Genomic DNA, 21,818 nt, shown 5'->3' with positions numbered 1-21,818 from the left:
CTTTTGCTCTCAGCGCCGTAAATAACCGTTTCATCCCAGCTTACCACCGGCAAAAAAACACGCCTATCATCCTCGTCATGCAAAAAAATAGCCACCTTCAGGCGGCTATTTTCAGATTTATAGGGCATTTATTTTAGCTTTGTGGCGATTCTTCTGCCACCGAGTTTAAAGCCGGTTGTTCGCTGGCGAACCCACGCAGGCCAACCACGTGCACATGCTCATGGTTCTGGAACACTTTACGCACCAGTTTATAGGTGGTCCCTTTTTCCGGGCTGATGTTTTCTGGCGCGGCGATAATCAACTGCATCTCCAGACGATCGCACAGCTCAAACAGCGTGGCGATGGATTTGGCATCCAGACGCGCGGCTTCATCAAGGAACAGCAGGCGGCAAGGTGAAATATCTTTACCCCGCAGGCGGCGTGATTCCTCTTCCCAGCTCTGCACCACCATGACCAGAATTGACATGCCGGTACCGATCGCTTCCCCGGTAGACAACGCGCCACTTTCCGCACGCAGCCAGCCGTCGGAGCCACGGAAGACTTCCACTTCCAGCTCCAGATAGTTACGGTAATCCAGCAGCTCTTCACCGATGGTTTGTGGCGTGCGCTGGCCCATATCGATCTGCGGGTTCAGGCGCTGATACAGCTTGGCCAACGCTTCCGAGAAGGTCAGACGGTTGCTGTTAAACAGATCCTGATGCTGTTCCTGCTGCTCAGAGAGCACATCCAGCAAGGTGGCATGCGCTTCCCGTACGTTGACGTTCAACCGCACGCTCTTCACCTGACCGAAGGAAACTGCTTGCAGCCCCTGGTTAAGCATCCGAATACGGTTCTGCTCACGCTGAATGGTCTTGCGGATAATGTTCGCCACGCTCTTCGAACTGATCGCCAGTTTCTGTTCGCGCGCGGTCAGCTCTTCGGTCAGACGGCCCAGTTCGATCTCCATCTGTTCGATAGCTTCGACCGGATCGTCAGTGCGGATAATATCCTGACGAATACGCTCGCGCAGATGCTGATAGACCGCGATAAAGAACTGGATCTTGCGCTCTGGCCGTTTCGGATCTTCCGACAGGCGCAGCACATCACGCAGATGTTCGTTATCCGCCACCGCCAGACGCAGCGCACCCAATGCCTTATCCGACATCGAACGCAGCTCGTCACCGTCCATATAGGCCAGTTCACGACGGTGCAGACGGCGTTCAACCCCGTTGTCTTTCACCAGACGCATCACGGCACACCAGCCCGCCTTGGCGGTCACCACTTGCTCACGCAGTTGGTAATAATCACGCTCCAGCTTGCGCAGTCTCTTTTGCAGGCTGTCCATTTCCGCTTCGCAGAAGGTCAGTTGTTTCTCCAACTGGTTGCGGCGGTTACGGTTATTACTCAGCGAAGCATGTAATTCGTCCCGACGCTGCCGCGCGCGGGCTTCGGCATTGGCATCGGCTTGCACACCAATGTCCACCAGTTCCTGACTCAGCTCTTTAAGCATGTCGCGTTTGGCGTCATAAGAGCTTTTCAGCGAGGCCAGTACCTGGCTGTATTGCGTAAACTGGGTCTGATACTGGCGCAGTTGCTCGCGGGCGCGGGTACGTTCCGCTTCCGCATGTTCCAGGCGTTGACGCAGTTTATCGTTGAGATCGTTATCGGCATTCTGCATACCGGCAGAATCGGTATAGCTGAAGTGCGCGCGGCGCTGTACCACTTCCGTCAGGGCAAAGGCTTGCTGTTTAGCCTGGCGTTGGGTGGCCTGGGCCTGCACATAGTCCTGCTGTAGTTGCTCATGCTGTTCCGGATCGCTTTGCAGCACCGATAACATAGGCTCCAGCTTGGCCAAGGAAACGCCGTGCTGTTGGATATAGCGCGCAGCATCCTGCGCCTCTTCCATTTCCTCGCGGATCTCTTCGACACGATCCTGCAAGGTTTCATCATTCAGCAGCGAGACCAGCGGCATCAGGCGGTTGAGTGCGGAAATGCCCTCTTTAGCCTGATCGTATTGCTGACGCTGCTGTTGGTTCTGCGCTTCGTGGTTATTCAGCGCACGCTCAATTTCACCACGGCGGCTGTTCAGAGCACGGATATCCGCTTCAGGATCTGCGTCAAACGCCACGGCGAGGTGCGAACCGATAAAGCGGCTGAACGCCTGATGAGAACGCTGGGTTTTCTGCACGTCAAATGACAAGGTAGCGTAGCGTTCGGCCAATGAGTCACGCTCTGCGTACAGCACTTCCAGGCGATTTTCCCGAGCGGCACGGCCAAACAACGGTACTTCCGGGTAGCGGGAGTAACGCCACTGGCGATCGGCGATTTTCACCACCACCGCTTTTTCTTGTTCTTCGACGGCGAACACGCTGTCGTCAAACGACTGCGGATCCCCTTCGATCAGGTAGAGATCTTCCGGGCAGTCTTCCAACCCTTCCAGCATCTCGCGCACCAGCGACAGATCCGGCACCACAATAGCGTGGCGCGATGGACCGTACAGCGCGGAGAAGTACGGGGCATCGTCAATGGTGACATCGTCATAGATTTCTGACAGCAGCACGCCGCCAAAGCGCTCCGCCAGCGTTACCAGACGCTGATCTTCTGCCCCGCTCGGCTGGCTGAGGCGTTCAACCTGCGCTTCGATTTCGCGCTTACGGCTGGCCACTTCATCACGTTCAACCGTGGTTTCGCGTTCGCGCTCCAGCAGTTGCTGCATGTATTCGGTAACCTGCTGACCATCTTCGAAGGCTTCACCGCTCTGCTCGCTGAGCTGGGTCAGTGAATCCTGCGCGGCCAGCCAAATCGGTGCTCTGGCGGTCAGCTCTTTGATGCGCTGCTGGATCTGCTCCAGCTCCTGGCGCATTTCCATCCGGCGCTCACCGGCCTCGCTGACGCTTTGCGACAACGATTCCAAACGCTCTTCCAGCTCTTGCTGCAAGGCGTCAAGTTCATCCGGTTGATAACTCTGCCCGTGGCGTTTACAGAACTCCTGCAACAGACGTTCGGCATCCTGCTGCGAGCGCAAGCGTTGCTCCAACTCGCTCAAACGCATCCGCAACGGCTGCACACGCTCGGCCTGATGCTGCTGCGAAGGCCAGTCACGCAATAACTCACGCGCGGTTTGCCAGGCTTCACTGCGGCTGACTTCGCCCGCAATTTTACCCACCAACTGGTAGGCCTGCTCGAACTGGCTGTGAGCGGCATCCGCCACGCTTAACTTTTGTTCCAACTGCAACAGGGATTCTGTCGCTTCCTGCTCACGCGCCTGGAAGGTATCCAGCCACTCTTCGGCATTTTCGGCGGTCAGTTCCGGCACCTGACACAGCGCACGGGCGCGCTCAAGCGCCTGGAGTGCCTGCTGATATTGAATGGCGCGGGTTTGTTGCACGTCCAACGCCTGCTGGTAATCGGCGAGCTGGCTTTTCAGCTCATCCACCTCCAGCTCTGCGGCTTCGGCACGCGCTTCGTTTTCCGCCTGCTGTTCGCTCGCTTCGGCGACAACCTCATTCTGCTCTTCCAGACGGTAGGTCAGCTCTTCCAGATCGCCTTCATAGCGTTCGATCTTTTCCTGCTGGCGCATTGCGGTCTGCACCAGATTGAGGTGATCGCTGGCGGCCTGATAATCGGTTTCCAGATCGGATTCAGCACCGCTTTGCTCAGCCAGCTCACGAGCCATTTCAACATGGCGGAACTGCTCGGCGGCCAGCTGTTTGCGGCTGCTCAGCAACTCGTTGCGTAATACCAGCGCTCCATCCAGATGGATACGCCGTTCATTAGCGTGGCGCATGTAGTCTGCGGCAACGTACGAGGTCGCTTCGGAGATTAGATGCTTGAACAGATCGCGGTCCGACTGGGTGACGCGAATCGCTTCCAACGTCATGCGGTTCTCGCGCAGTGCGGCTTCCATATCCTGGAACGCTTTACGCACGCCGCCGTTTTCCGGCAGCAGGTAATCACGCAGAGAACGGGTGATGGCGCTGGAAATCCCGCCGTACAGCGAGGCTTCGATCAGACGATAGAACTTGCTGCGGTCGGAGGAAGTGCGTAGACGCTTGGGCAGCACCCCCAGATCAAACATCAGGGCGTGGTAATCGGTGATGGAGTTGAACTGCTTGAACTGCACCCCTTCCATCTCTTCAACACGCTCTTTCAGTTCCTGCAACGAAAGGACTCGCGCCTGACGCTCACCCACGGTCTCGGTCAGCAGTTCGGTCGGTTGCACCGCCGTTGGCAGGCCCTGAATGGTGAAAGGTTTGATATCGACCTTACGATCGCGCCCCGCAACCTGTTGCAGACGAACCCCGACCACCACACGCTGGTGGCGTGAGTTGACTACGTCCAGCGTTGAGTAGCAGACACCGGCACGCAATTTACCGTGCAGGCCTTTATCGCGTGAACCGCTGGTGGCACCGGCTTCGGTGGTGTTACGAAAGTGCAGCAGCGTCAGATCCGGGATCAGCGCCGTGACAAACGCCGCCATGGTGGTTGACTTACCGGCCCCGTTACCGCCCGAAAGCGTGGTGACCAGCTCATCGAGATCAAAGGTTCGGGCAAAGAAACCGTTCCAGTTAACCAGCGTCAGTGAGCGAAATTTACCGCGTTCAATCATTCCTGTTCATCCTCTGCACTGTCCGGGGTGGCTTCTGCCTGCGCATCTTCCGCATCAACGTCATCGTTCAGTGACAGGCTGTTTTCAACCGGCATCGCCTCACCGTCGCGGATCATCCGCAACTGGGCTTCGCGCGGGTCGTCACCGCTACGCACATCGGCACCGAAGCGGAACACTGCCTCGGTAATGCGGAATTTGCTGTTGTCATTGCCCATGAAATACACCATGCCCAGACGGCGCAGGCGATTGAGCGAGGAGCGCACTTTTTCGTGCAGCTTCTGACGATCGAGATCCGAACCGGTGGAGCGCTGGTTGACGAACTTCAGCAGCTTGCTCTCATCCGCCAGGCTCAGCAGCTCATCATACAGCTCCTGCTGGCTGAAAATGCCTTCGTGCGCCAGGCGCTCGGGGCTCAGGTAGAGGTAGCACAGGATCTTGCCGACCATCATGTCCAGCTCGGAAAGCACCGAGCGTGGAATGAGCGTGGTCGAGCGCGGGCGCAAATAGAAGAACCCTTCCGGCGCCCGGATCAGCTCGACGCTGTAACGGGTATAAAACTCTTCCAGCTCGTCTTGAAAATCCATGAGGAATGCGTGGTTGTCCAATTCATCGATACCGATGTGACGACCTGCGCGCAATTGGCTGTCCAACGCCGGAAACAGCGTGTTAGACAATGCCTTGGCCAGTTTGACTGGCATTACTTGTTCAATATTTGTCGATGACATGGGCCTGTACCTTGGCTCCGTAATCATTGATTGCCTGCCACTGCGCGGGCAACCCTGAAAAATCAGCTTCAGCCACACCAAGGCGCACTGCCTGGTCGACCACTATGCGGGCAACGTCAAAGTGACGCACACGCGGATATTGCGCCAGATAATCGCGCATCACTGCCCCTAAATCGAGCGGCATTTTTTGTTCCTGGTAAACCTTCAGTGCCTGTTCGATCATCGCTGCCAACTGTTCGCGAATTTCGCTGAACTCTTCATATTCCAGATCTGGCGGCAGCTCCCCGGTGACCTCCTCACTGCGCAACGCCAGCTCTTCGTCTCGCATATCGAGCAGACGATCGGCGTTGGCATGGGTCAGCGTCCAAGGGTTATCGAAGTAGTTTTGTACCGATTGGCGCAGGCGTTGGGCGAACACGCGGTTTTTATCCATATCGATGGCGGTACGGATAAACTTGTGCACGTGGCGGTCATAGCCGATCCACAGGTCAATCGCCTGTTGGCCCCAACTGATGATGCGATCCAGCTTGCTTTGCAAATCAAACACCAGCTTATCGACAAAGCCCAGCTCCATCTCACCCAACGTGGCGTCCTGAATGCGCAGCAGGTTGGCCTGGAGTTTATCACCTGCGGCCTCCAGCGTATCCTGAAGTTCACGCAAGGTACCGGAGGTTTCCGACAGCAGCATTTCACAGCTGGAGATCGCCGCACGCCAATCCTGGTTGAGCAGCGCCGCAATATCGGTTTTCACGCTCTGCTGCTGTTCATCCATCAGGCGCTGGGTCAGATCGATACTGTCGAAGATCTCCGCTACCGAGTATTTCAGCGGAGCAAAGACGTTGCGGTGCCAATGGAAATCATCGCCGCCCTCTTCGGCAGCGTCTGCGGCACGCTTTAACTCTTCCGCCACAATCGACAGCTGCATGGAAAGGCGCAGGGTCGAAAACTCACGCTGGCGGATATAGTAATCGGTAATACCAATGCCCAGCGGAGTCAGGCGATAGATGGCATTGCCGTCCGCCAACTCGCTGGTAAAACGGTTCAACAGGCGCTGGCGCACCATGTCGTTAATCGCATTGTTGGCGCGTATCGCCACCGTTTCATGCGTCTGTTCAAACCCTTTGCTGACATGGCGAAATGCATCAACCAGCTCACCTTCGCTCATCTCGCCGTCCAGCCGCTCACCATTTAACGTGGCAATAGCCAGCAAAAACGCAAGACGCTCAGTGGGGAGCGAAATAGAGAAATCATTTTTCCGTGCCCAGGCGACCAGTTCGGGTACTGTCTGGGAAAATTCACTCATAGTTCGTCCTTCAGGTTCGGTTTATGCGCCGAGACGTGAATATAGCGCCCCAAACTCACGTAAGGCTCTTGCCGACAATAAAGCTGTTCAAGCGCCAGTAACTCTTCAAATTTTTGGGTCTGTAGCTGCCTGCTTTGCAGATAATCATGGAAAACCCTCACGCCGGTTTTGCCTGAAATCTGCATGCCCATCTGCTCCAACCAGCCGTAGACCAGCGGTGGGCTGTGTGGATACTGCGGCGACAGCGAACGCTTGCGACGCCGCCTGACCTCGGGATCCACCAGTTGGAAATTGCCCAACACCACATTACGCATCAACAAACCGTTGGCATTAAAGAACATCAGTGACAGTGCGCCGCCGGGCACCAGACAATCAAACAACGCCTGTAATGCCACCTGTGGTTCGGCGATCCACTCCAAAACCGCATGGAACAATATCAGATCGACCGGTTGTGCCAAATGCTGACCAATCTCTTGCGCCGAACTTTGTATGAATTGCATGTTCTGGCTCACACCTTTCTGCTCGGCCAGCAACGCAGCGCGTTGGATCATCTCACCAGAAAGATCGCACAACAAGACCTGATGTCCTAATTCTGCCAGTTGGCAGGCCATATGGCCTTCGCCTCCACCAGCATCCAGAATACGCAGCGGCCGCTGTGGCAACTGGGCCAGCAGCGTGGTCAGATCCTGCCAGACCACCGCCTGACGGATTTTCCCCTTGGTGGTGCCGTAAATATTACGCGCAAACTTCTCGGCAATATCGTCAAAATTGCGATCCTGCATGGACAACGGCTCCGCTGATTTTATCTTGGCCGACGGCAAAGCGCCTGCCCATTCAAACCTGCTATTTTGGCACAGACTGGCTTAGAATAAATCTTCTTGCAGCATGAATGCGGCCAGATGTCGTTTTTTCGCCCAAAAGGACCTGATTTTTGATGTTATTTAACTTAAAAAAATTTATTGGCGGCCTGATGATGCCTCTACCCGCCCTGCTGTTGTTAATGGGGCTGGCATTATTGCTGCTGTGGTTTACCCGTTGGCAGAAAAGCGGCAAAGTCATGTTGAGCCTGAGCTGGCTGCTGTTGCTGTTGCTCAGCCTGCAACCGGTCGCCGATCGCCTGTTGAAACCGTTAGAATCCAGTTACCCGACCTATAGAGGCAACGGCCCGATTGACTATATCGTGGTGCTGGGCGGCGGTTACACCTATAACCCGGACTGGGCTCCCAGCTCTAACCTGCTCAACAACAGCCTGCCACGGGTGACCGAAGGCGTCAGGCTATACCTGTCGCACCCAGGTAGCAAGATGGTCTTTACCGGTGGAAAAGGCGCGAAAACGCAAAGCAGCGCGGCCACCGCAGCACTGGTGGCGGAAAGCCTGGGCGTACCTGCCAGCGACATCGTGCTGGTGGATCGCCCGCGGGATACTGAACAGGAAGCCGTAGAAGTCGCCAAATTGGTGGGGAAACAGCCGTTTGCGCTGGTGACATCCGCCAATCACTTGCCGCGTGCCATGCGCTTCTTTGAGGCCCAAGGTCTACACCCAGTCCCGGCTCCGGCCAATCAACTGGCCATTACCTCACCGCTGAATATCTGGGATCGGGTGATGCCTTCCGCGATGTTCCTTGGGCACAGCGAACGGGCGGCATACGAAACGCTGGGTAGCCTGTGGCAGCAGCTAAAAGGTGACGGTGAGGCCAGCAGCGATTAGTGAGCCAGCCAGGGCCGTAGCTGTTGCGCGGCCTGATCGAACGCCGGGCGATCCAGCTTGCCGGTATGGATCATCCTGGCTACCGCTTCCCATACCACATACAGCCAACGACGAGACAGGAAAGACTCCGCCACCGGGGCACGCTGTAGATAGTGGAACAGCAGTTGATCCGGCATTCCCGCCTCGCAAAGCCTGAACAGCTCATATTCCCGTGGCGCCCACAGCATCATGCCAGGGTTGAGCATCGCCAGCAGTTGGTCGGTTTTGGCATCTTTCAACATGCTGCGCAACCCCAGATTGCCGTGCACCAACACGCAAGGGTCGTCAAAATCGGCAAAGAAGTCTATCAGCATTTCGCGCGTGCGGTACAGCAGACGGCGATCTGCCATGCTTAACAGCGGCGAGTTCATATTACCCAGAGTTGACCAAAGTACCTCGATACGCTGCTGGTACCAACTGCACCAATCATTTTCCTGCGTGCTGTCTACCGTACCCACGCAGCCGTGGCTGTCGATTCGGTGCCAGGCCAGCATGCCGTCGACAATCTGGTCCATCAAGGCTTCCCAGCGGGCCAAAGTCCGGGTTGGCGCCTCGACCGATACGCCGCGCAGGCGTTCTATCAGCAAAATCTCTTTGTAGGGCGCTTGTCGGGTGTAGACCACGCCAAACACCGTTGGCAGACGAATGTCCCCTTCACGCGCCAACATAGATAGTTTGTAAGCTTCCTGTTGGGCAATGCCCTCACAGACAAAGCTTTTCGCCATCAACGGGATCGCATGATCCTGGCGATCGTACAGTGAATACAGATGGGCATAAGGCTGTTCGCTGACGCGTTCCAGACGACCGACGGACTCTCCCAGCACAATACTCAATTCGGCACGCAGCTGCTCCATGGGACGACCCCCTCCAGATTAAGGATAAGCACCTGTCATCATTGAACGGTGAGCGGAGAAATTCTTCAATGCAGATCAATAAAAGGGGGAAATCAGGGAATTGAGATGGCCGGGGTCCCCGGCCAATAGACGACTCAACGCTTGATGCTGTCTCGCACTCGTTGCAGGTCTTCTGGAGTATCGACACCGACGCTCGGAATGGCCTGTGCCACCGCGACGTGGATCTTTTCGCCGTACCACAGCACACGCAGCTGCTCCAGCAGTTCAATCTGTTCCAGTTGGCTTGGTTGCCAACTGACATAGCGGCGGACAAAACCAGCACGGTAGGCGTAAATGCCGATATGCCGCAGCAGGCTATTGCCAATAGTCTCTTTTGACTGAGCAAAACGCTCGCGATCCCAAGGGATGGTGGCGCGTGAGAAATAGAGCGCATAGCCTTGCGCATCCATCACCACCTTGACCGCATTCGGGTTGAAGGCTTCTTCTGCGGTTTCGATCGGCACCGCCAGCGTGGCCATCCCTGCAGTGCTGGCAGCCAGGTTTTCTGCCACCTGACGCACGATAACCGGCGGGATCATCGGCTCATCGCCTTGCACATTGACAATGATTTCATCATCGGCAAAACCACATTTCTCGATCACTTCCGCCAGGCGTTCGGTGCCGGAATGGTGGTCCGGGCTGGTCATGCAAACTTCACCGCCGGCAGCCTCGACCGCTTTGGCCACCTCTGGGTGATCGGTGGCGACAATCACGCGGGAAGCCCCTGATTCACGGGCTCGTTCCATCACATGCACCACCATCGGCTTACCGTGGATATCCGCCAACGGTTTACCCGGCAAGCGGGTGGACGCGTAACGCGCCGGGATGATAGCGATAAAACTCATGCGTGTTTCTCGTCCAGTGGGATGGTGCGCGCTTCGTTTTCCAGCAATACCGGAATACCATCACGCAGTGGGTAGGCCAGGCCGTCCAGCTTACAGACCAGTTCCTGATGTTCTTTGTTGAAATAGAGCTTACCGTTGCAAACCGGGCAGGCAATGATTTCGAGTAAACGGTGATCCATGCTTCCTCCAGGGGAAGATATGCTAACTAGGGAAAGTGCGTGAGGATAGCATAACGCCATAGGGCCGGTTAATCACCGCCTGATTTGCTGAGACGGTTGCCGAACGGGAAATTTTTCTGCGGGGGTTGAATCACTCCATTCGCAGGCGTAGAATTTTTTGTGATTTACATCACAAAAAAATGAGAACCTGCAAATGATCAAACGTCTTCATAAAATCATCGCGCTGTTTGCCAACTACAGCAACTAACAAAGCTTAGGGCGAGGAGCGTTAGCTATTCTACTTCCCAGCCCTGCCCCCACTCTGCGGCCAGCAGCGCTGGTACATCTCCTAGCGTGACCTGCTGCGCCCCGTGCCATTTCGCCGTACGGGTGATTGCCTGACGAATATCCTGACAACGCTGCTTACCCAGCTTGACCCCAGATTCAAGATGGAAACTGATCACTTCAAACACGCCCTGCTTGCGGTGCATTTTCGCATCTACCCGGCCAATCAGTTTGCCCCGCTGTAACAGCGGCAAGGTGAAATAGCCGTACTGGCGTTTTTCTTTTGGCGTGTAGCATTCCAGCCGATAGTCAAAGTTGAACAGTTCCAGCGCACGCCGCCGATCCCACACCACCGGATCAAAAGGAGACAGCAGGCAGGTTACCGTGGATGTCAACTTCCCTTGTTCTGCCAGCGCCAACTCGGCCGCCAGCGACTGATGGACATAAAATTCCCCTTCCAGCCCGTCGATAGCGATCTGGGAGATCTCTCCCTGCTGTAATAACGTCGCCAACAACGGTTTGGGGGCGACGCGTTTCAAGCGGTAATAATCTGCCAGCCATTCGGCTTTAAACACGCCGAGATAACGGCAACTGCGGGTGAGCATCTGTTGCTGCGCTGTCGCCTGAGATAAGGCATGCACATCATCATCCCACTGCGGCAATAAACGTTCGGTGAGATCGTAGACACGGTGAAAATTACGGCGTTCAGCCACCATCAACTTGCCAGAGGTAAACAGAATTTCCAGATGACGCTTTTCCGGCTTCCAATCCCACCAGCCGTTTGCGCCTTTCTTTTCGGCGCTAAAATCGGCCGAACGCACCGGCCCCTGCACCGCGATATGCTGTAGCAGTTCATCGATAGCCTGCTGGTGCTGTTGCACCCATTCCTGCGAGTATTTCCATCCCATCCCCTGCGGTTGCAGCATGCGGTGGCGTAACAGACCAAAGTCATCGATGGGAAGAAAGCAGGCTTCGTGCGCCCAGTACTCGAACAGTTTGCGGCTAGCCAAAGCCTGTTCCAGCCATTCTGGCCGATAATCGCCCAGGCGACTGAACAGCACCAGGTAAGGGCTGCGGGCCACCACGCTGATGGTGTCAATTTGCAGCAACCCCATACGATCGATGGCGGTAATCACATCATCGGGGCAAGCTTGGCGTTTGATTGGGGATAGCAGCCCTTGAGCGGCAAGATGAAGCGCGCGGGCAGAGGAAAGCGAAATAACGGGGATTGGCATCCTGATATCCAAGGGTCATTGAGCAATGGCCTGATGATAGAGGATCCTGGAGAAATTTTCTTCGCCAGTGCATGGGGTGGCGGCACCGGCACTGGCGAGGAAAGTTTGGGTCAGAACGCGATAACGTCTGCCGCTGACAGCCCGTGAGAGCTACGATAAATCGAGAACTCGACGTTCTGACCTTCGTTTAATGACTTGTTCTTGGTATTGGCGATAGCACGGCGGCTAACATAAATTTCGTCACTACCATCGACCGGTGAAATAACACCATAGCCTTGAGCCTGATCAAACCATTTCACTTGGCCCATTTTTAGCATTGTATTCTTAAACATATTTTATATCCTTTCACTTGAGCATCCTTCACAACGTTATTTTTGTTATTGTGTGGACGCTACCAGCCCATCCTAAAGTTTCTCGTAACAAACCTCTCGTGAGCAAAAATTAAAAAACCCGCACTACGGCGGGCTGTTTGAACTTAATATCTTCCGCATAACTCAGCATAAACGCGTCATTATGGTTGTATTAAGCTCTCTATACGCTATTCCCTGTAAACTTACAGAGCAACAACGTTGGCGGCAGCCGGCCCGCGCGGGCTGTCCTGAATGGTATACTCAACACGCTGGCCTTCTGCCAGAGTCTTGAAACCTTCGGTCATGATTGCAGAGAAGTGTACGAATACATCTTTGCCGCCATCTTGTTGTTCAATGAAACCAAAACCTTTACTTTCGTTGAACCACTTAACCTGACCAGTCTTCTTAGACATTACTATTACCTTTTAAATATTTACAAAAACCTGCCCTATGGCAATTTGGCCGTTTTTCAGAATCATTACTTATGGGAGGTACTTAGAAGGTTCGTCTTTGAAGCGGAATCAGATGATAACGTCTTGGGAGGAACTACTTAATTTATACTCGTACATAAATAGCGCTGCATCACAGGCCGGTATGCATTTACTCATAAACTCATCATCAAGACAAGAGGTTTATCACACTTTTTAGCCACATCCGCCCAGAACATTCCTATCACACTGATTTTAATAGTTTAAATTCCTCATGTTTTTAGCTCATCGAAGGAGCATCTCGCTTATCACTCACCACTTGGGGTGATGCCTGCAAATGAGAGCCAACGCATAAAACACTAATATCGTTAGCCAATCGATAACAAATCACGAACCAACTGACTAGACTTGAGTCAAAAACACGGTGAGGTGTCATCCAGCCAGCACTATTGGCGGCCTAAACCGCATTTTTCAGATTTTATTGAACTAAGGAGCTAGCAGTATGATCGACCAGCACTTCGTCTCGCCGAATGACATTCGCGCCAAATTTTCCCTGGCAATGTCGGCCATGTATCAACAAGAGGTGCCACTGTACGGTGACTTGATAGAACTGGTCGCTGAAACCAATCGGGAGGTGCTGAGTAAAGATTCAACCTTGGCACATGGGTTACAGATTACCGGTGAAATCGGTCGATTATCGATGGAGCGCCACGGCGCTATCCGCGTCGGCACGGCTGCTGAATTGCAGACTTTACGACGACTGTTTGCCGTCATGGGCATGTCTGCGGTGGGTTATTACGATCTGACCGCTGCTGGCGTCCCCGTCCACTCCACCGCCTTTCGTGCCGTACATGAAGCCGATCTGCAAGTCAGCCCGTTTCGCATCTTTACTTCGTTACTACGACTGGAACTGATTGAGAACGTGGCACTGCGCGAGCTGGCACAACGGCTGCTGGATCGCCGCTGCATTTTTACCGAGCGGGCTTTGGAGTTGATAGCGTTACATGAAATCCAGGGCGGACTGGATGCCGAGCAGGCGCAAGAATTCGTCGCCCAGGCGCTCGAAACCTTTCGTTGGCACCGTTTGGCCACCGTCAGCGCCAGTGAATATCAACAGTTGCACAATCAACATCGCCTGATCGCCGATATCGTCGCCTTCAAAGGGCCACATATCAACCATCTGACGCCAAGAACGCTGGATATCGATCGGGTACAGGCGGCAATGCCAGAACGCGGGATCCCGCCCAAAGCAGTGATCGAAGGCCCGCCTACGCGCCACTGCCCTATTCTGTTACGCCAGACCAGTTTCAAAGCGTTAGAGGAACAAGTCCTGTTTATCGAACCTGACGGTCATCAGGTTATGGGGCATCATACCGCGCGTTTCGGTGAAATTGAGCAACGGGGAGTCGCCCTGACCGCCAAAGGGCGTGCGCTTTACGATCGCCTGCTGCAGGCCGCCCAGGATGCATTACAGGTTCCGGCTACGGAAGATAATGCTCCACGCTATTACCAACTGCTGGCTGAACATTTCCAGGCCTTCCCGGATGATTACGATGCACTACGCGTGCAGCAATTAGCCTGGTTCCGCTATTTCCCTACCGAATGCGGGCTGGCAGCGAAAGACACCGTTGAGCAGAACAGCACGCTCGAACAGCTTATCGCATTGGACTACATCCGCTTCCAGCCGTTGGTGTATGAGGATTTCCTGCCGGTCAGCGCCGCCGGAATTTTTCAGTCTAATCTGGGGGGGAGCAGCCATGCGCAATACGCGGCGTCATCAAGCCGTGCGGCGTTTGAACAGGCATTAGGGGCAGGCGTGATTGATGAATTGGCGCTTTATCAGCAAACGCAGCAGCGCTCACTGCAAGCTTGCGCGCAAGCCTTGGGCTTGCACACTTTGGAAGCTTAGATTATTTGATTAACTTCTGAATTCCTTGCAACAGTTGCTCGGCCTGCTCGGTGGGAAGTATCGCTTCAACCGGTAAATACCACCAGTCAGGCTGGGCAAAGGCACGGCATTTCACCGCATCCTTCTCGGTCATCAGCAGCGTTTGGCCTTGGCTCGCCAATGCGGCTAACTGCCCGTGGTTGTATTCCTGGTGATCTGCAAAGGCCACCTCGCGCTCGACCTCAACTCCCAACTTTTCTAGCGTGGCGAAAAACCTTGGGGGATGTCCGATCCCTGCCATCGCCACCACGTGGGGCAATTCGATCGCCGGGCGGCGTTCACCGCTGGCGATATTCACCGCATCCTGGGCCTGGAGCTTCATGGCGATTTCCCCCTGCTGGGCAACTCCGCCATTTGCCACACAGGCATCCACCGTCTTTAAGCGGGATACACGCTCACGCATTGGGCCAGCGGGCAGCCACCAGCCATTGCCGAAGCGACGAACGCCATCGATCACCACCAGCTCAAAATCACGCTGTAAAGCGTAGTGCTGGAGGCCATCGTCGGTGATGATCAAATCAAGCTCGCCCTGATTCAACAAGGCTTGCACCGCTTCGGCGCGCTTTGGCGAAATAGCCACCGGCGCCCCGGTACGCTGATAGATCAGCACGGGTTCATCACCGGCCTGCCGGGTGGTAGTCTGAGCATCCAGCACCAGCGGATAGACCGCCGATTTGCCGCCGTAACCTCTGGAAACCACGCCGACCCGGTAGCCACGCTGTTGCAGCTGTTCAACCAACCAGATCACCATCGGTGTTTTACCGTTGCCACCCGCAGTGAGGTTCCCCACGATAACCACCGGTACCGGCGCACGCCAACTCTTGCGCAAGCCACAGCGGTAGCTAAGGCGGATCAGGCCGCTCACCAGGCCATACAGCCAGGAGAGCGGCAACAGCAGCAGGTAAACCAGTGAACTACCGGACCAGATGCGCTCTATCATTACTGACCAAACTGCATGCGGTGAAGTTGTGCGTAAGCCCCTTTCTGCTCGATCAACTCGGCATGCTGGCCACGTTCAACGATACGCCCATCTTCAACCACCAGGATCTCATCGGCTTTCTCGATAGTCGACAGACGGTGGGCAATCACCAATGAGGTACGGTTTTTCTGCAGTTCGTCCAAGGCCGCCTGGATCGCACGCTCGGATTCGGTATCCAGCGCGGAGGTGGCTTCATCCAGGATCAGGATTGGGCAATCTCGCAGCAAGGCACGAGCGATAGCAATACGCTGACGCTGACCACCGGAAAGCATCACACCGTTCTCACCGATCACCGTATCCAGACCCTGCTCCATTTTATCAATGAAGTCGGTGGCATAGGCCATACGCGCCGCTTTCTCAATCTCTTCGCGGCTGTAGCGCTCTTCACGAGCATAGGCAATGTTGTTGGCAATGGTGTCATTGAACAGGTGGACGTTCTGTGAGACCAGGGCAACCTGATCGCGCAGCGAGGCCAGGGTATATTCCCTCAGGTCGTGGCCATCCATCAGGATCTGCCCTTCCTGCACGTCGTAGAAGCGCGTCAACAGGTTGGCAATCGTCGATTTACCCGAACCAGAACGGCCAACCAACGCCACCGTTTTACCTTCTGAAATGCTCAGATTGATATCACGCAGCGCTGGTATCTCGCGCCCCGGATAGGCAAAGGTCACATTACGGAATTCGATATCACCTTTGGCACGTTCAACCTGGCGGGTACCGGTATCCTTTTCCTGTTCCAAATCCAGGATCGAGAACAACGTCTGGCAAGCCGCCATCCCGCGCTGGAACTGGGCATTCACGTTGGTCAAGGATTTCAGTGGGCGCATCAAGGCAATCATGGCGGAGAACACCACGGTAATGGTACCGGCTGTCAGCGTATCCATCACGCTAGGGAAGCTTGCTGCAAACAGCACAAACGCCAATGCCAATGAGGCGATCAACTGAATAATAGGATCGGCAATAGAAGAAGCCGAAACCAGCTTCATCCCCTGCTGGCGCATGCGGTTACTGACGGTGTTGAAGCGCTCGGTTTCCACCTGTTGGCCACCAAAGATCAGCACTTCTTTATGCCCTTTCAGCATCTGTTCTGCACTGGTCGTCACCTGCCCCATGGTGTTTTGCATATTTTTACTGATATTGCGGAAACGTTTGGAGACCAGGCGGATCGCGAAGGAGACGATCGGTGCCAGCACTATCAGGATCAGCGAGAGCTGCCAGCTGTAATAAAACATCATGATGAACAGACCGATGATCGAGGCCCCTTCACGCACCACGGTAACCAACGCGCTGGAAGAGGATGAAGCTACCTGTTCCGAGTCGTAGGTAATACGTGACAGCAGAGTTCCTGTCGATTGCTGGTCAAAAAAGGCCACCGGCATTCGCATCATATGGCCGAACAGACGACGGCGCATCTGCATCACCACCATGCCAGACACCCAGGAAATACAATAGCTGGAGACATAGCTGGTGATGCCACGCATCAGCATCAGTCCAATCACGACCAGCGGCATCCAATGCAAGACTCGACTATCGGCTTTACCAAAGTCGTCTAATAACGGTTTGAGCAGGGACAGCATTAACGTATCCCCCGCTGCGTTTAAAACCAGCGCAATGGCGGCGACCACCAACCCGGTTTTAAAAGGTGTGATCATCGGCCAGAGGCGGCGGAACGTCTGCCAGGTGGACAGATCTTTATCATTCATCATGCAAATACCAGCATCGGAAGAAATAGCGGCCCATTCTACTCATTATCCCCCTCAACGCCAAACCGCTGATGATACCAACGTGGATTTAGTTGTTCGCGAAAGCCTTTAACTTGCCAATCATGACGATAAAAAAACACGCTGAGCTGCCCTGAGCGGGCCGTATCACGCCAGGGAATGTGATTTTCCCGATAGCGTTTGACTATTTTTGCTGCCGGTAACCGCCAAGCGTTATAGCGGGATGCCGAGGCAAACGCCAGCTCGGGGGCAACGGCACGCAAAAATGGCGGCGTTGAAGATGTCTTGCTGCCATGATGAGGCACCTGAAGGATAGTGCTAGGTAAATTCGCACGTTGTTTCAGCAACGCCTGCTCGGCCCGGCGTTCAATATCACCCGTCAGCAACAGGCTGAACTTGCCGTCATCGACGCGCACTACGCAGGAATCATCGTTAGCGGCATAATCCACCCGTGCAGGTGGCCACAACACCTGAAAGTTTAGCTCTCGCCACACCCACCGTTGCCCTTGTACGCAAGGCAGGTGGCCTACGTTAACGATCGGCGTACGCACGCTGGCCTGTGGAAATGCGGCGGCCAATATCGGCAAGCCGCCGATATGATCCAGATGGCTATGGCTGATAACGATTTGCTCCAGCGAGATCTGCCGCCAGCGCAGGAATGGCAAAATGTTGCGCTCTGCCGCGCTAGAGGCTTGCCAGCGGTTACCCGTATCAAAGATGACGGCCTTTCCTTCCCTCTCGATTACCACCGCCAGGCCGTGCCCTACGTCGAGCATATCGACCCGCCAGCGATAATCTGGCGATCTTTCCCGCCAGAACAGGCAACTTAATACCACAACGGCGCAACCGACAGGAAAGTGATACCACCAGCGAAAACGCCAGCAAACCACGGCTAACCACCCTAGGGCGCTAAATTGCAGCAAGGCAGCCCCAACCTGTAGCCACCCTTGCTCGAGCCCGGGAAGCGGCCATAAGGCCCAACTGACGGTAAGATCGGCCAATTGCCAACACCATCGACTTACCGGCGGAATAAAAAACAGCATCAGTGCTAACAATATCAACGGAACCGACAGCAGAGAAACGATCGGTACCGCCCAAAGGTTGGCGGGTAACGATGTCCAGCTCAAGCCATGAAACAGGCCAAACTGTAGCGGCATCAGTAACAGCGTCATCCCTAGTTGCATGTGTAGCCAACGCAGAGGTGCCCACCCCAAAAAAGTGCTGAAGCGCCTGGGCAACGGCGCCCATTCGAACCAAAAGATTAAGGCCGCAACCGCCAGGGCAGAGAGCCAGAAGCTGTCCGAAAGCACTGACATAGGATCGCACAGCAACAGCAGGCTGATACACCACAGCCAGATTTGCCAGGAAGTGCAGGAAACCCCTTTGAGGCGCAACCAGAGCCATAGAGACAAGGCAATAAAGGCCCTCATTGCCGGAGGTTGCCCACCTGCCAGCCACACATAGCACAGCGCCATCAACCAACTGACGATCAGAGGCAGACGGTAGCCGATGTAGCGCGCGGGCAATAAAAACTGCACGCCACGCGCCAGCCCCCAGGCAAAGGCGGCGGCCAGGGAAATATGCAGGCCAGAAATCGCCATCAGGTGAGCCACGCCGGTTTTCATCAGTTGCCCACGCAGCTCATTACTCATCAGCGTCCGTTCGCCAAACGCCAGCGCCAGCAACACTGGGCGTTGCGTCAGCGGTATGAGCGAACGATCCCTCTGTTTGACGATCAATTGGCGCCAGTTGCAGCCCTTATCCAGTGCCGTTGCGGAACGAACAAAGCCACGCAACGGTTGCCGATTAGCAATGGCCCAACGCTGCCCGTCAAAGCCCCCTTCATTCAGGCTGCTGTGTACCGGGCGAAAGCGAACCTTCATCGCCCAGCGTTGCCCCGCACAGGGCTTTTCGCCGCGCCAGTTTGCCGTAAAGGACAGTGCAGGCACCAGCCAGCGCCCGCTAACCTGCTCAATACGCAGTTGCACCTGTGGCGTTTCAACCCCGTCCAGCCTAATGCTACGCACTGAAGCAACCACGGCTTTATCGCCGCTGGTCGTCAACGTTGCGACTTGTTGCATCAACAGGCTGGCACTGCCGGTGGCGTAAATAAAACCCAGTAGGCAGCAGCACAGTGCCTGACGCCATGGATTCGGTTTATATCGCCATAGCCACAAAGCCGCAACGGCTAGCCCCATCAATAAAAGCCACGACGGTAAGTGGGGCAAAAACAGTATTGGCAGCATCCCCATCACCAAAGCGATGGCGGCCCTATCCAGTGAGATCCTGATTTCCGCGCTCCTTGCCAAGTTTATCCTGCAACAAATGTGACTTCTCAGACGGATAACCGCCAGTTGCAGGTTGCTACTCAGGAAAGCAGTTCGTAAACAATCGGTTGGCTATTTGGCATTTGCAGGAAAGGTTGCGTAGCAGAGCGCAAATTTTGGCAGGTATGGGGGGTTTTAGGCGAAAAAAAACGGCACCCTAAGGCACCGTTTTATATTCTTTACAAGCAACAACACTATGGGTGGTCAGCGACTAGCCATAGATATTGGCACGGTCACGTAACTCTTTACCTGGCTTGAAGTGAGGAACGTACTTGCCGTCCAACTCAACTTTATCACCCGTTTTAGGGTTACGGCCGACGCGCGGAGCACGGTAGTGAAGAGAAAAACTGCCGAATCCGCGGATCTCGATGCGCTCACCTTCGGCTAGCGTAGCTGCCATGTGTTCGAGCATCTCTTTCACTGCATCCTCAACGGCCTTCGCCGGAATATGAGATTGCTGGCCAGCAAGTCTTTCAATAAGTTCAGACTTGGTCATAGTTCCTCCAAGCTTTGCAGCTAAACTACCGTATCGGGGCGGTCAGAAACCGCCCCCCGTCATTACTCGCCTTTAGCCGCTTTGAAGGCTTCAGCCATAGCGTTAGAGAAGTTGCTTTCTTCCGGCTTGGTGTTGTTAACCGTAGCGATTGCATCTTTCTCGTCAGCTTCGTCCTTCGCACGGACGGACAGGCTTACAACGCGGTTCTTACGGTCAACGCCAGTGAATTTAGCTTCAACTTCGTCACCAACGTTCAGAACCAGAGTTGCGTCTTCAATACGGTCGCGAGAGGCTTCAGAAGCACGCAGGTAACCTTCTACGCCGCCTGCTAATTCAACTGTAGCACCTTTGGCGTCAACTGCAGTGACTTTACCAGTAACAATAGTACCTTTCTTGTTCATAGACAGGTAGTTATTGAACGGATCTTCAGCCAGTTGCTTCACGCCCAGGGAGATACGCTCGCGCTCTGCGTCAACTTGCAGAACCACAGCTGCGATTTCGTCGCCTTTCTTGTATTCACGAACTGCTTCTTCGCCTGCAACGTTCCAGGAGATGTCAGACAGGTGAACCAGGCCGTCGATGCCGCCGTCCAGGCCGATGAAGATACCGAAGTCAGTGATAGACTTGATTTTACCTTCAACGCGGTCGCCCTTGTTGTGGGTTTCTGCGAACTGCTGCCATGGGTTGTTTTTGCACTGCTTCAGGCCCAGGGAGATACGACGACGCTCTTCATCGATGTCCAGAACCATCACTTCCACTACATCGCCCACGTTAACAACTTTGGACGGATGGATGTTTTTGTTGGTCCAATCCATTTCAGAAACGTGTACCAGACCTTCAACGCCTTCTTCGATTTCCACGAAGCAGCCGTAATCAGTCAGGTTGGTAACACGACCAGTCAGCTTGGTGCCTTCTGGGTAGCGTTTAGCGATAGCAACCCATGGATCTTCGCCCAGTTGCTTCAGGCCCAGAGATACACGAGTACGCTCGCGGTCGAACTTCAGCACCTTGACAGTGATTTCGTCGCCCACGTTGACAATTTCGCTTGGGTGCTTAACGCGTTTCCAAGCCATGTCAGTGATGTGCAGCAGGCCGTCAACGCCGCCCAGATCCACGAATGCACCGTAGTCAGTGAGGTTCTTAACGATACCTTTAACTTCCATGCCTTCCTGCAGGTTTTCCAGCAGTTGATCGCGCTCTGCGCTGTTTTCGGATTCGATTACTGCACGACGAGAAACAACAACGTTGTTGCGCTTCTGATCCAGCTTGATGACTTTGAACTCAAGCTCTTTGCCTTCCAGGTGCAGAGTGTCGCGAACTGGACGCACGTCAACCAGGGAACCTGGCAGGAACGCACGAATACCGTTCAGCTCTACAGTGAAGCCACCCTTAACTTTGCCGTTGATAACACCGACGACAGTTTCAGCTTCTTCGTAAGCTTTTTCCAGCGTGATCCAAGCTTCGTGACGCTTAGCTTTCTCACGGGACAGCAGAGTTTCACCGAAGCCATCTTCAACAGCGTCCAGCGCAACGTCAACTTCGTCACCAACCTGGATTTCCAGCTCGCCCTGGGCGTTTTTGAATTGCTCAGCCGGAATGGCAGATTCAGATTTCAGACCGGCGTCAACCAGTACGACATCTTTATCGATAGCAACAACAACACCACGAACGATGGAACCCGGACGGGTTTCGATTGTTTTCAGGGATTCTTCAAAGAGTTGAGCGAAAGATTCAGTCATGTTTAATCTTCAGGGTTCTATAGTTTAACGTCCATTTAGCGTCCCGCCGAA

Annotated in this window: 17 protein-coding genes; 2 read left to right on the top strand and 15 right to left on the bottom strand. The window is 54.7% G+C overall.

The features are described from left to right. Positions 1–133 precede the first annotated feature (133 nt). Genes mukB through cmoM form a run of 4 tightly spaced genes read right to left on the bottom strand, consistent with a single transcriptional unit; the run spans position 134 to position 7,398 of the window. Complete coding sequence (mukB, locus tag ACMV5I_RS15690; RefSeq protein WP_414824771.1) at positions 134–4,588, bottom strand: chromosome partition protein MukB; 4,455 nt, start codon at positions 4,586–4,588, stop codon at positions 134–136. Next, entirely contained in the window at positions 4,585–5,313 is a 729-nt protein-coding gene (gene mukE, locus ACMV5I_RS15685) for a chromosome partition protein MukE (RefSeq protein WP_024484592.1), read from the bottom strand. Before mukE ends, mukB begins: the two co-directional genes overlap by 4 nt. Next, positions 5,294–6,616 carry a chromosome partition protein MukF gene (gene mukF, locus ACMV5I_RS15680; protein WP_024484593.1) on the bottom strand — a complete coding sequence of 441 codons (1,323 nt, stop codon included), beginning with the start codon at positions 6,614–6,616 and terminating at the stop codon, positions 5,294–5,296. Before mukF ends, mukE begins: the two co-directional genes overlap by 20 nt. Beyond that, positions 6,613–7,398, bottom strand: coding sequence for a tRNA uridine 5-oxyacetic acid(34) methyltransferase CmoM (gene cmoM / locus ACMV5I_RS15675; RefSeq protein WP_024484594.1), 786 nt, complete (start codon positions 7,396–7,398; stop codon positions 6,613–6,615). The genes mukF and cmoM overlap by 4 nt, the downstream gene beginning before the upstream one ends. Positions 7,399–7,550: 152 nt before the next feature. Here cmoM and elyC point away from each other — a divergent pair, with 152 nt between their 5' ends. Beyond that, complete coding sequence (gene elyC / locus ACMV5I_RS15670; protein ID WP_121606473.1) at positions 7,551–8,324, top strand: envelope biogenesis factor ElyC; 774 nt, start codon at positions 7,551–7,553, stop codon at positions 8,322–8,324. Here the strand turns inward: elyC and ACMV5I_RS15665 are convergent. The 6 genes from ACMV5I_RS15665 to ACMV5I_RS15640 form a co-directional block, all read right to left on the bottom strand. After that, the gene (locus tag ACMV5I_RS15665) at positions 8,321–9,217 is read right to left on the bottom strand and encodes a YcbJ family phosphotransferase (protein ID WP_059200397.1); all 897 of its coding nucleotides are present in this window, start codon (positions 9,215–9,217) and stop codon (positions 8,321–8,323) included. The two genes, elyC and ACMV5I_RS15665, sit on opposite strands and share 4 nt — an antisense overlap. 134 nt (positions 9,218–9,351) lie before the next feature. Continuing rightward, positions 9,352–10,101: a 3-deoxy-manno-octulosonate cytidylyltransferase gene (gene kdsB / locus ACMV5I_RS15660; RefSeq protein WP_202672631.1), complete on the bottom strand. Its 750-nt coding sequence runs from the start codon at positions 10,099–10,101 to the stop codon at positions 9,352–9,354. After that, positions 10,098–10,280, bottom strand: coding sequence for a Trm112 family protein (locus ACMV5I_RS15655; RefSeq protein ID WP_021804911.1), 183 nt, complete (start codon positions 10,278–10,280; stop codon positions 10,098–10,100). The genes kdsB and ACMV5I_RS15655 overlap by 4 nt, the downstream gene beginning before the upstream one ends. Positions 10,281–10,552: 272 nt before the next feature. Beyond that, entirely contained in the window at positions 10,553–11,779 is a 1,227-nt protein-coding gene (locus tag ACMV5I_RS15650) for a winged helix-turn-helix domain-containing protein (protein ID WP_414824770.1), read from the bottom strand. 110 nt (positions 11,780–11,889) lie between these two features. Beyond that, positions 11,890–12,111: a cold-shock protein gene (locus tag ACMV5I_RS15645; RefSeq protein ID WP_021804913.1), complete on the bottom strand. Its 222-nt coding sequence runs from the start codon at positions 12,109–12,111 to the stop codon at positions 11,890–11,892. Positions 12,112–12,332: 221 nt separating this feature from the next. Further along, positions 12,333–12,542, bottom strand: coding sequence for a cold shock domain-containing protein (locus ACMV5I_RS15640; protein ID WP_021804914.1), 210 nt, complete (start codon positions 12,540–12,542; stop codon positions 12,333–12,335). A gap of 517 nt (positions 12,543–13,059) precedes the next feature. Between ACMV5I_RS15640 and ACMV5I_RS15635 the strand changes: the two genes are divergently transcribed. After that, positions 13,060–14,466, top strand: a complete 1,407-nt coding sequence (locus ACMV5I_RS15635; RefSeq protein ID WP_261456970.1) for a VOC family protein — start codon at positions 13,060–13,062, stop codon at positions 14,464–14,466. A gap of 1 nt (position 14,467) precedes the next feature. On the opposite strand, the gene lpxK is transcribed toward ACMV5I_RS15635, so the two are convergent. The 5 genes from lpxK to rpsA all read right to left on the bottom strand — a co-directional run bounded on the left by lpxK (position 14,468) and on the right by rpsA (position 21,767). Further along, complete coding sequence (gene lpxK / locus ACMV5I_RS15630; RefSeq protein WP_141131820.1) at positions 14,468–15,445, bottom strand: tetraacyldisaccharide 4'-kinase; 978 nt, start codon at positions 15,443–15,445, stop codon at positions 14,468–14,470. Continuing rightward, a complete protein-coding gene (gene msbA / locus ACMV5I_RS15625) occupies positions 15,445–17,190 on the bottom strand; it encodes a lipid A ABC transporter ATP-binding protein/permease MsbA (RefSeq protein ID WP_021804917.1) in 1,746 nt (581 codons plus the stop codon). The genes lpxK and msbA overlap by 1 nt, the downstream gene beginning before the upstream one ends. A 35-nt stretch (positions 17,191–17,225) precedes the next feature. Further along, on the bottom strand, positions 17,226–19,514 hold the full coding sequence (locus ACMV5I_RS15620; protein ID WP_414824769.1) for a ComEC family protein: 2,289 nt from the start codon (positions 19,512–19,514) through the stop codon (positions 17,226–17,228). A 229-nt stretch (positions 19,515–19,743) separates the two neighbouring features. Then, positions 19,744–20,028 carry an integration host factor subunit beta gene (gene ihfB / locus ACMV5I_RS15615; protein ID WP_004928264.1) on the bottom strand — a complete coding sequence of 95 codons (285 nt, stop codon included), beginning with the start codon at positions 20,026–20,028 and terminating at the stop codon, positions 19,744–19,746. A gap of 62 nt (positions 20,029–20,090) precedes the next feature. Beyond that, positions 20,091–21,767, bottom strand: coding sequence for a 30S ribosomal protein S1 (gene rpsA / locus ACMV5I_RS15610; protein ID WP_021804919.1), 1,677 nt, complete (start codon positions 21,765–21,767; stop codon positions 20,091–20,093). Positions 21,768–21,818 lie beyond the last annotated feature (51 nt).

The sequence above is a fragment of the Serratia sp. T13T92 genome, from assembly GCF_047530105.1.
Lineage (GTDB): Bacteria > Pseudomonadota > Gammaproteobacteria > Enterobacterales > Enterobacteriaceae > Chania > Chania fonticola.
The sequence above is the reverse complement of the archived record's forward strand: the minus strand, read 5'-3'. Positions and strand labels throughout refer to the sequence as shown.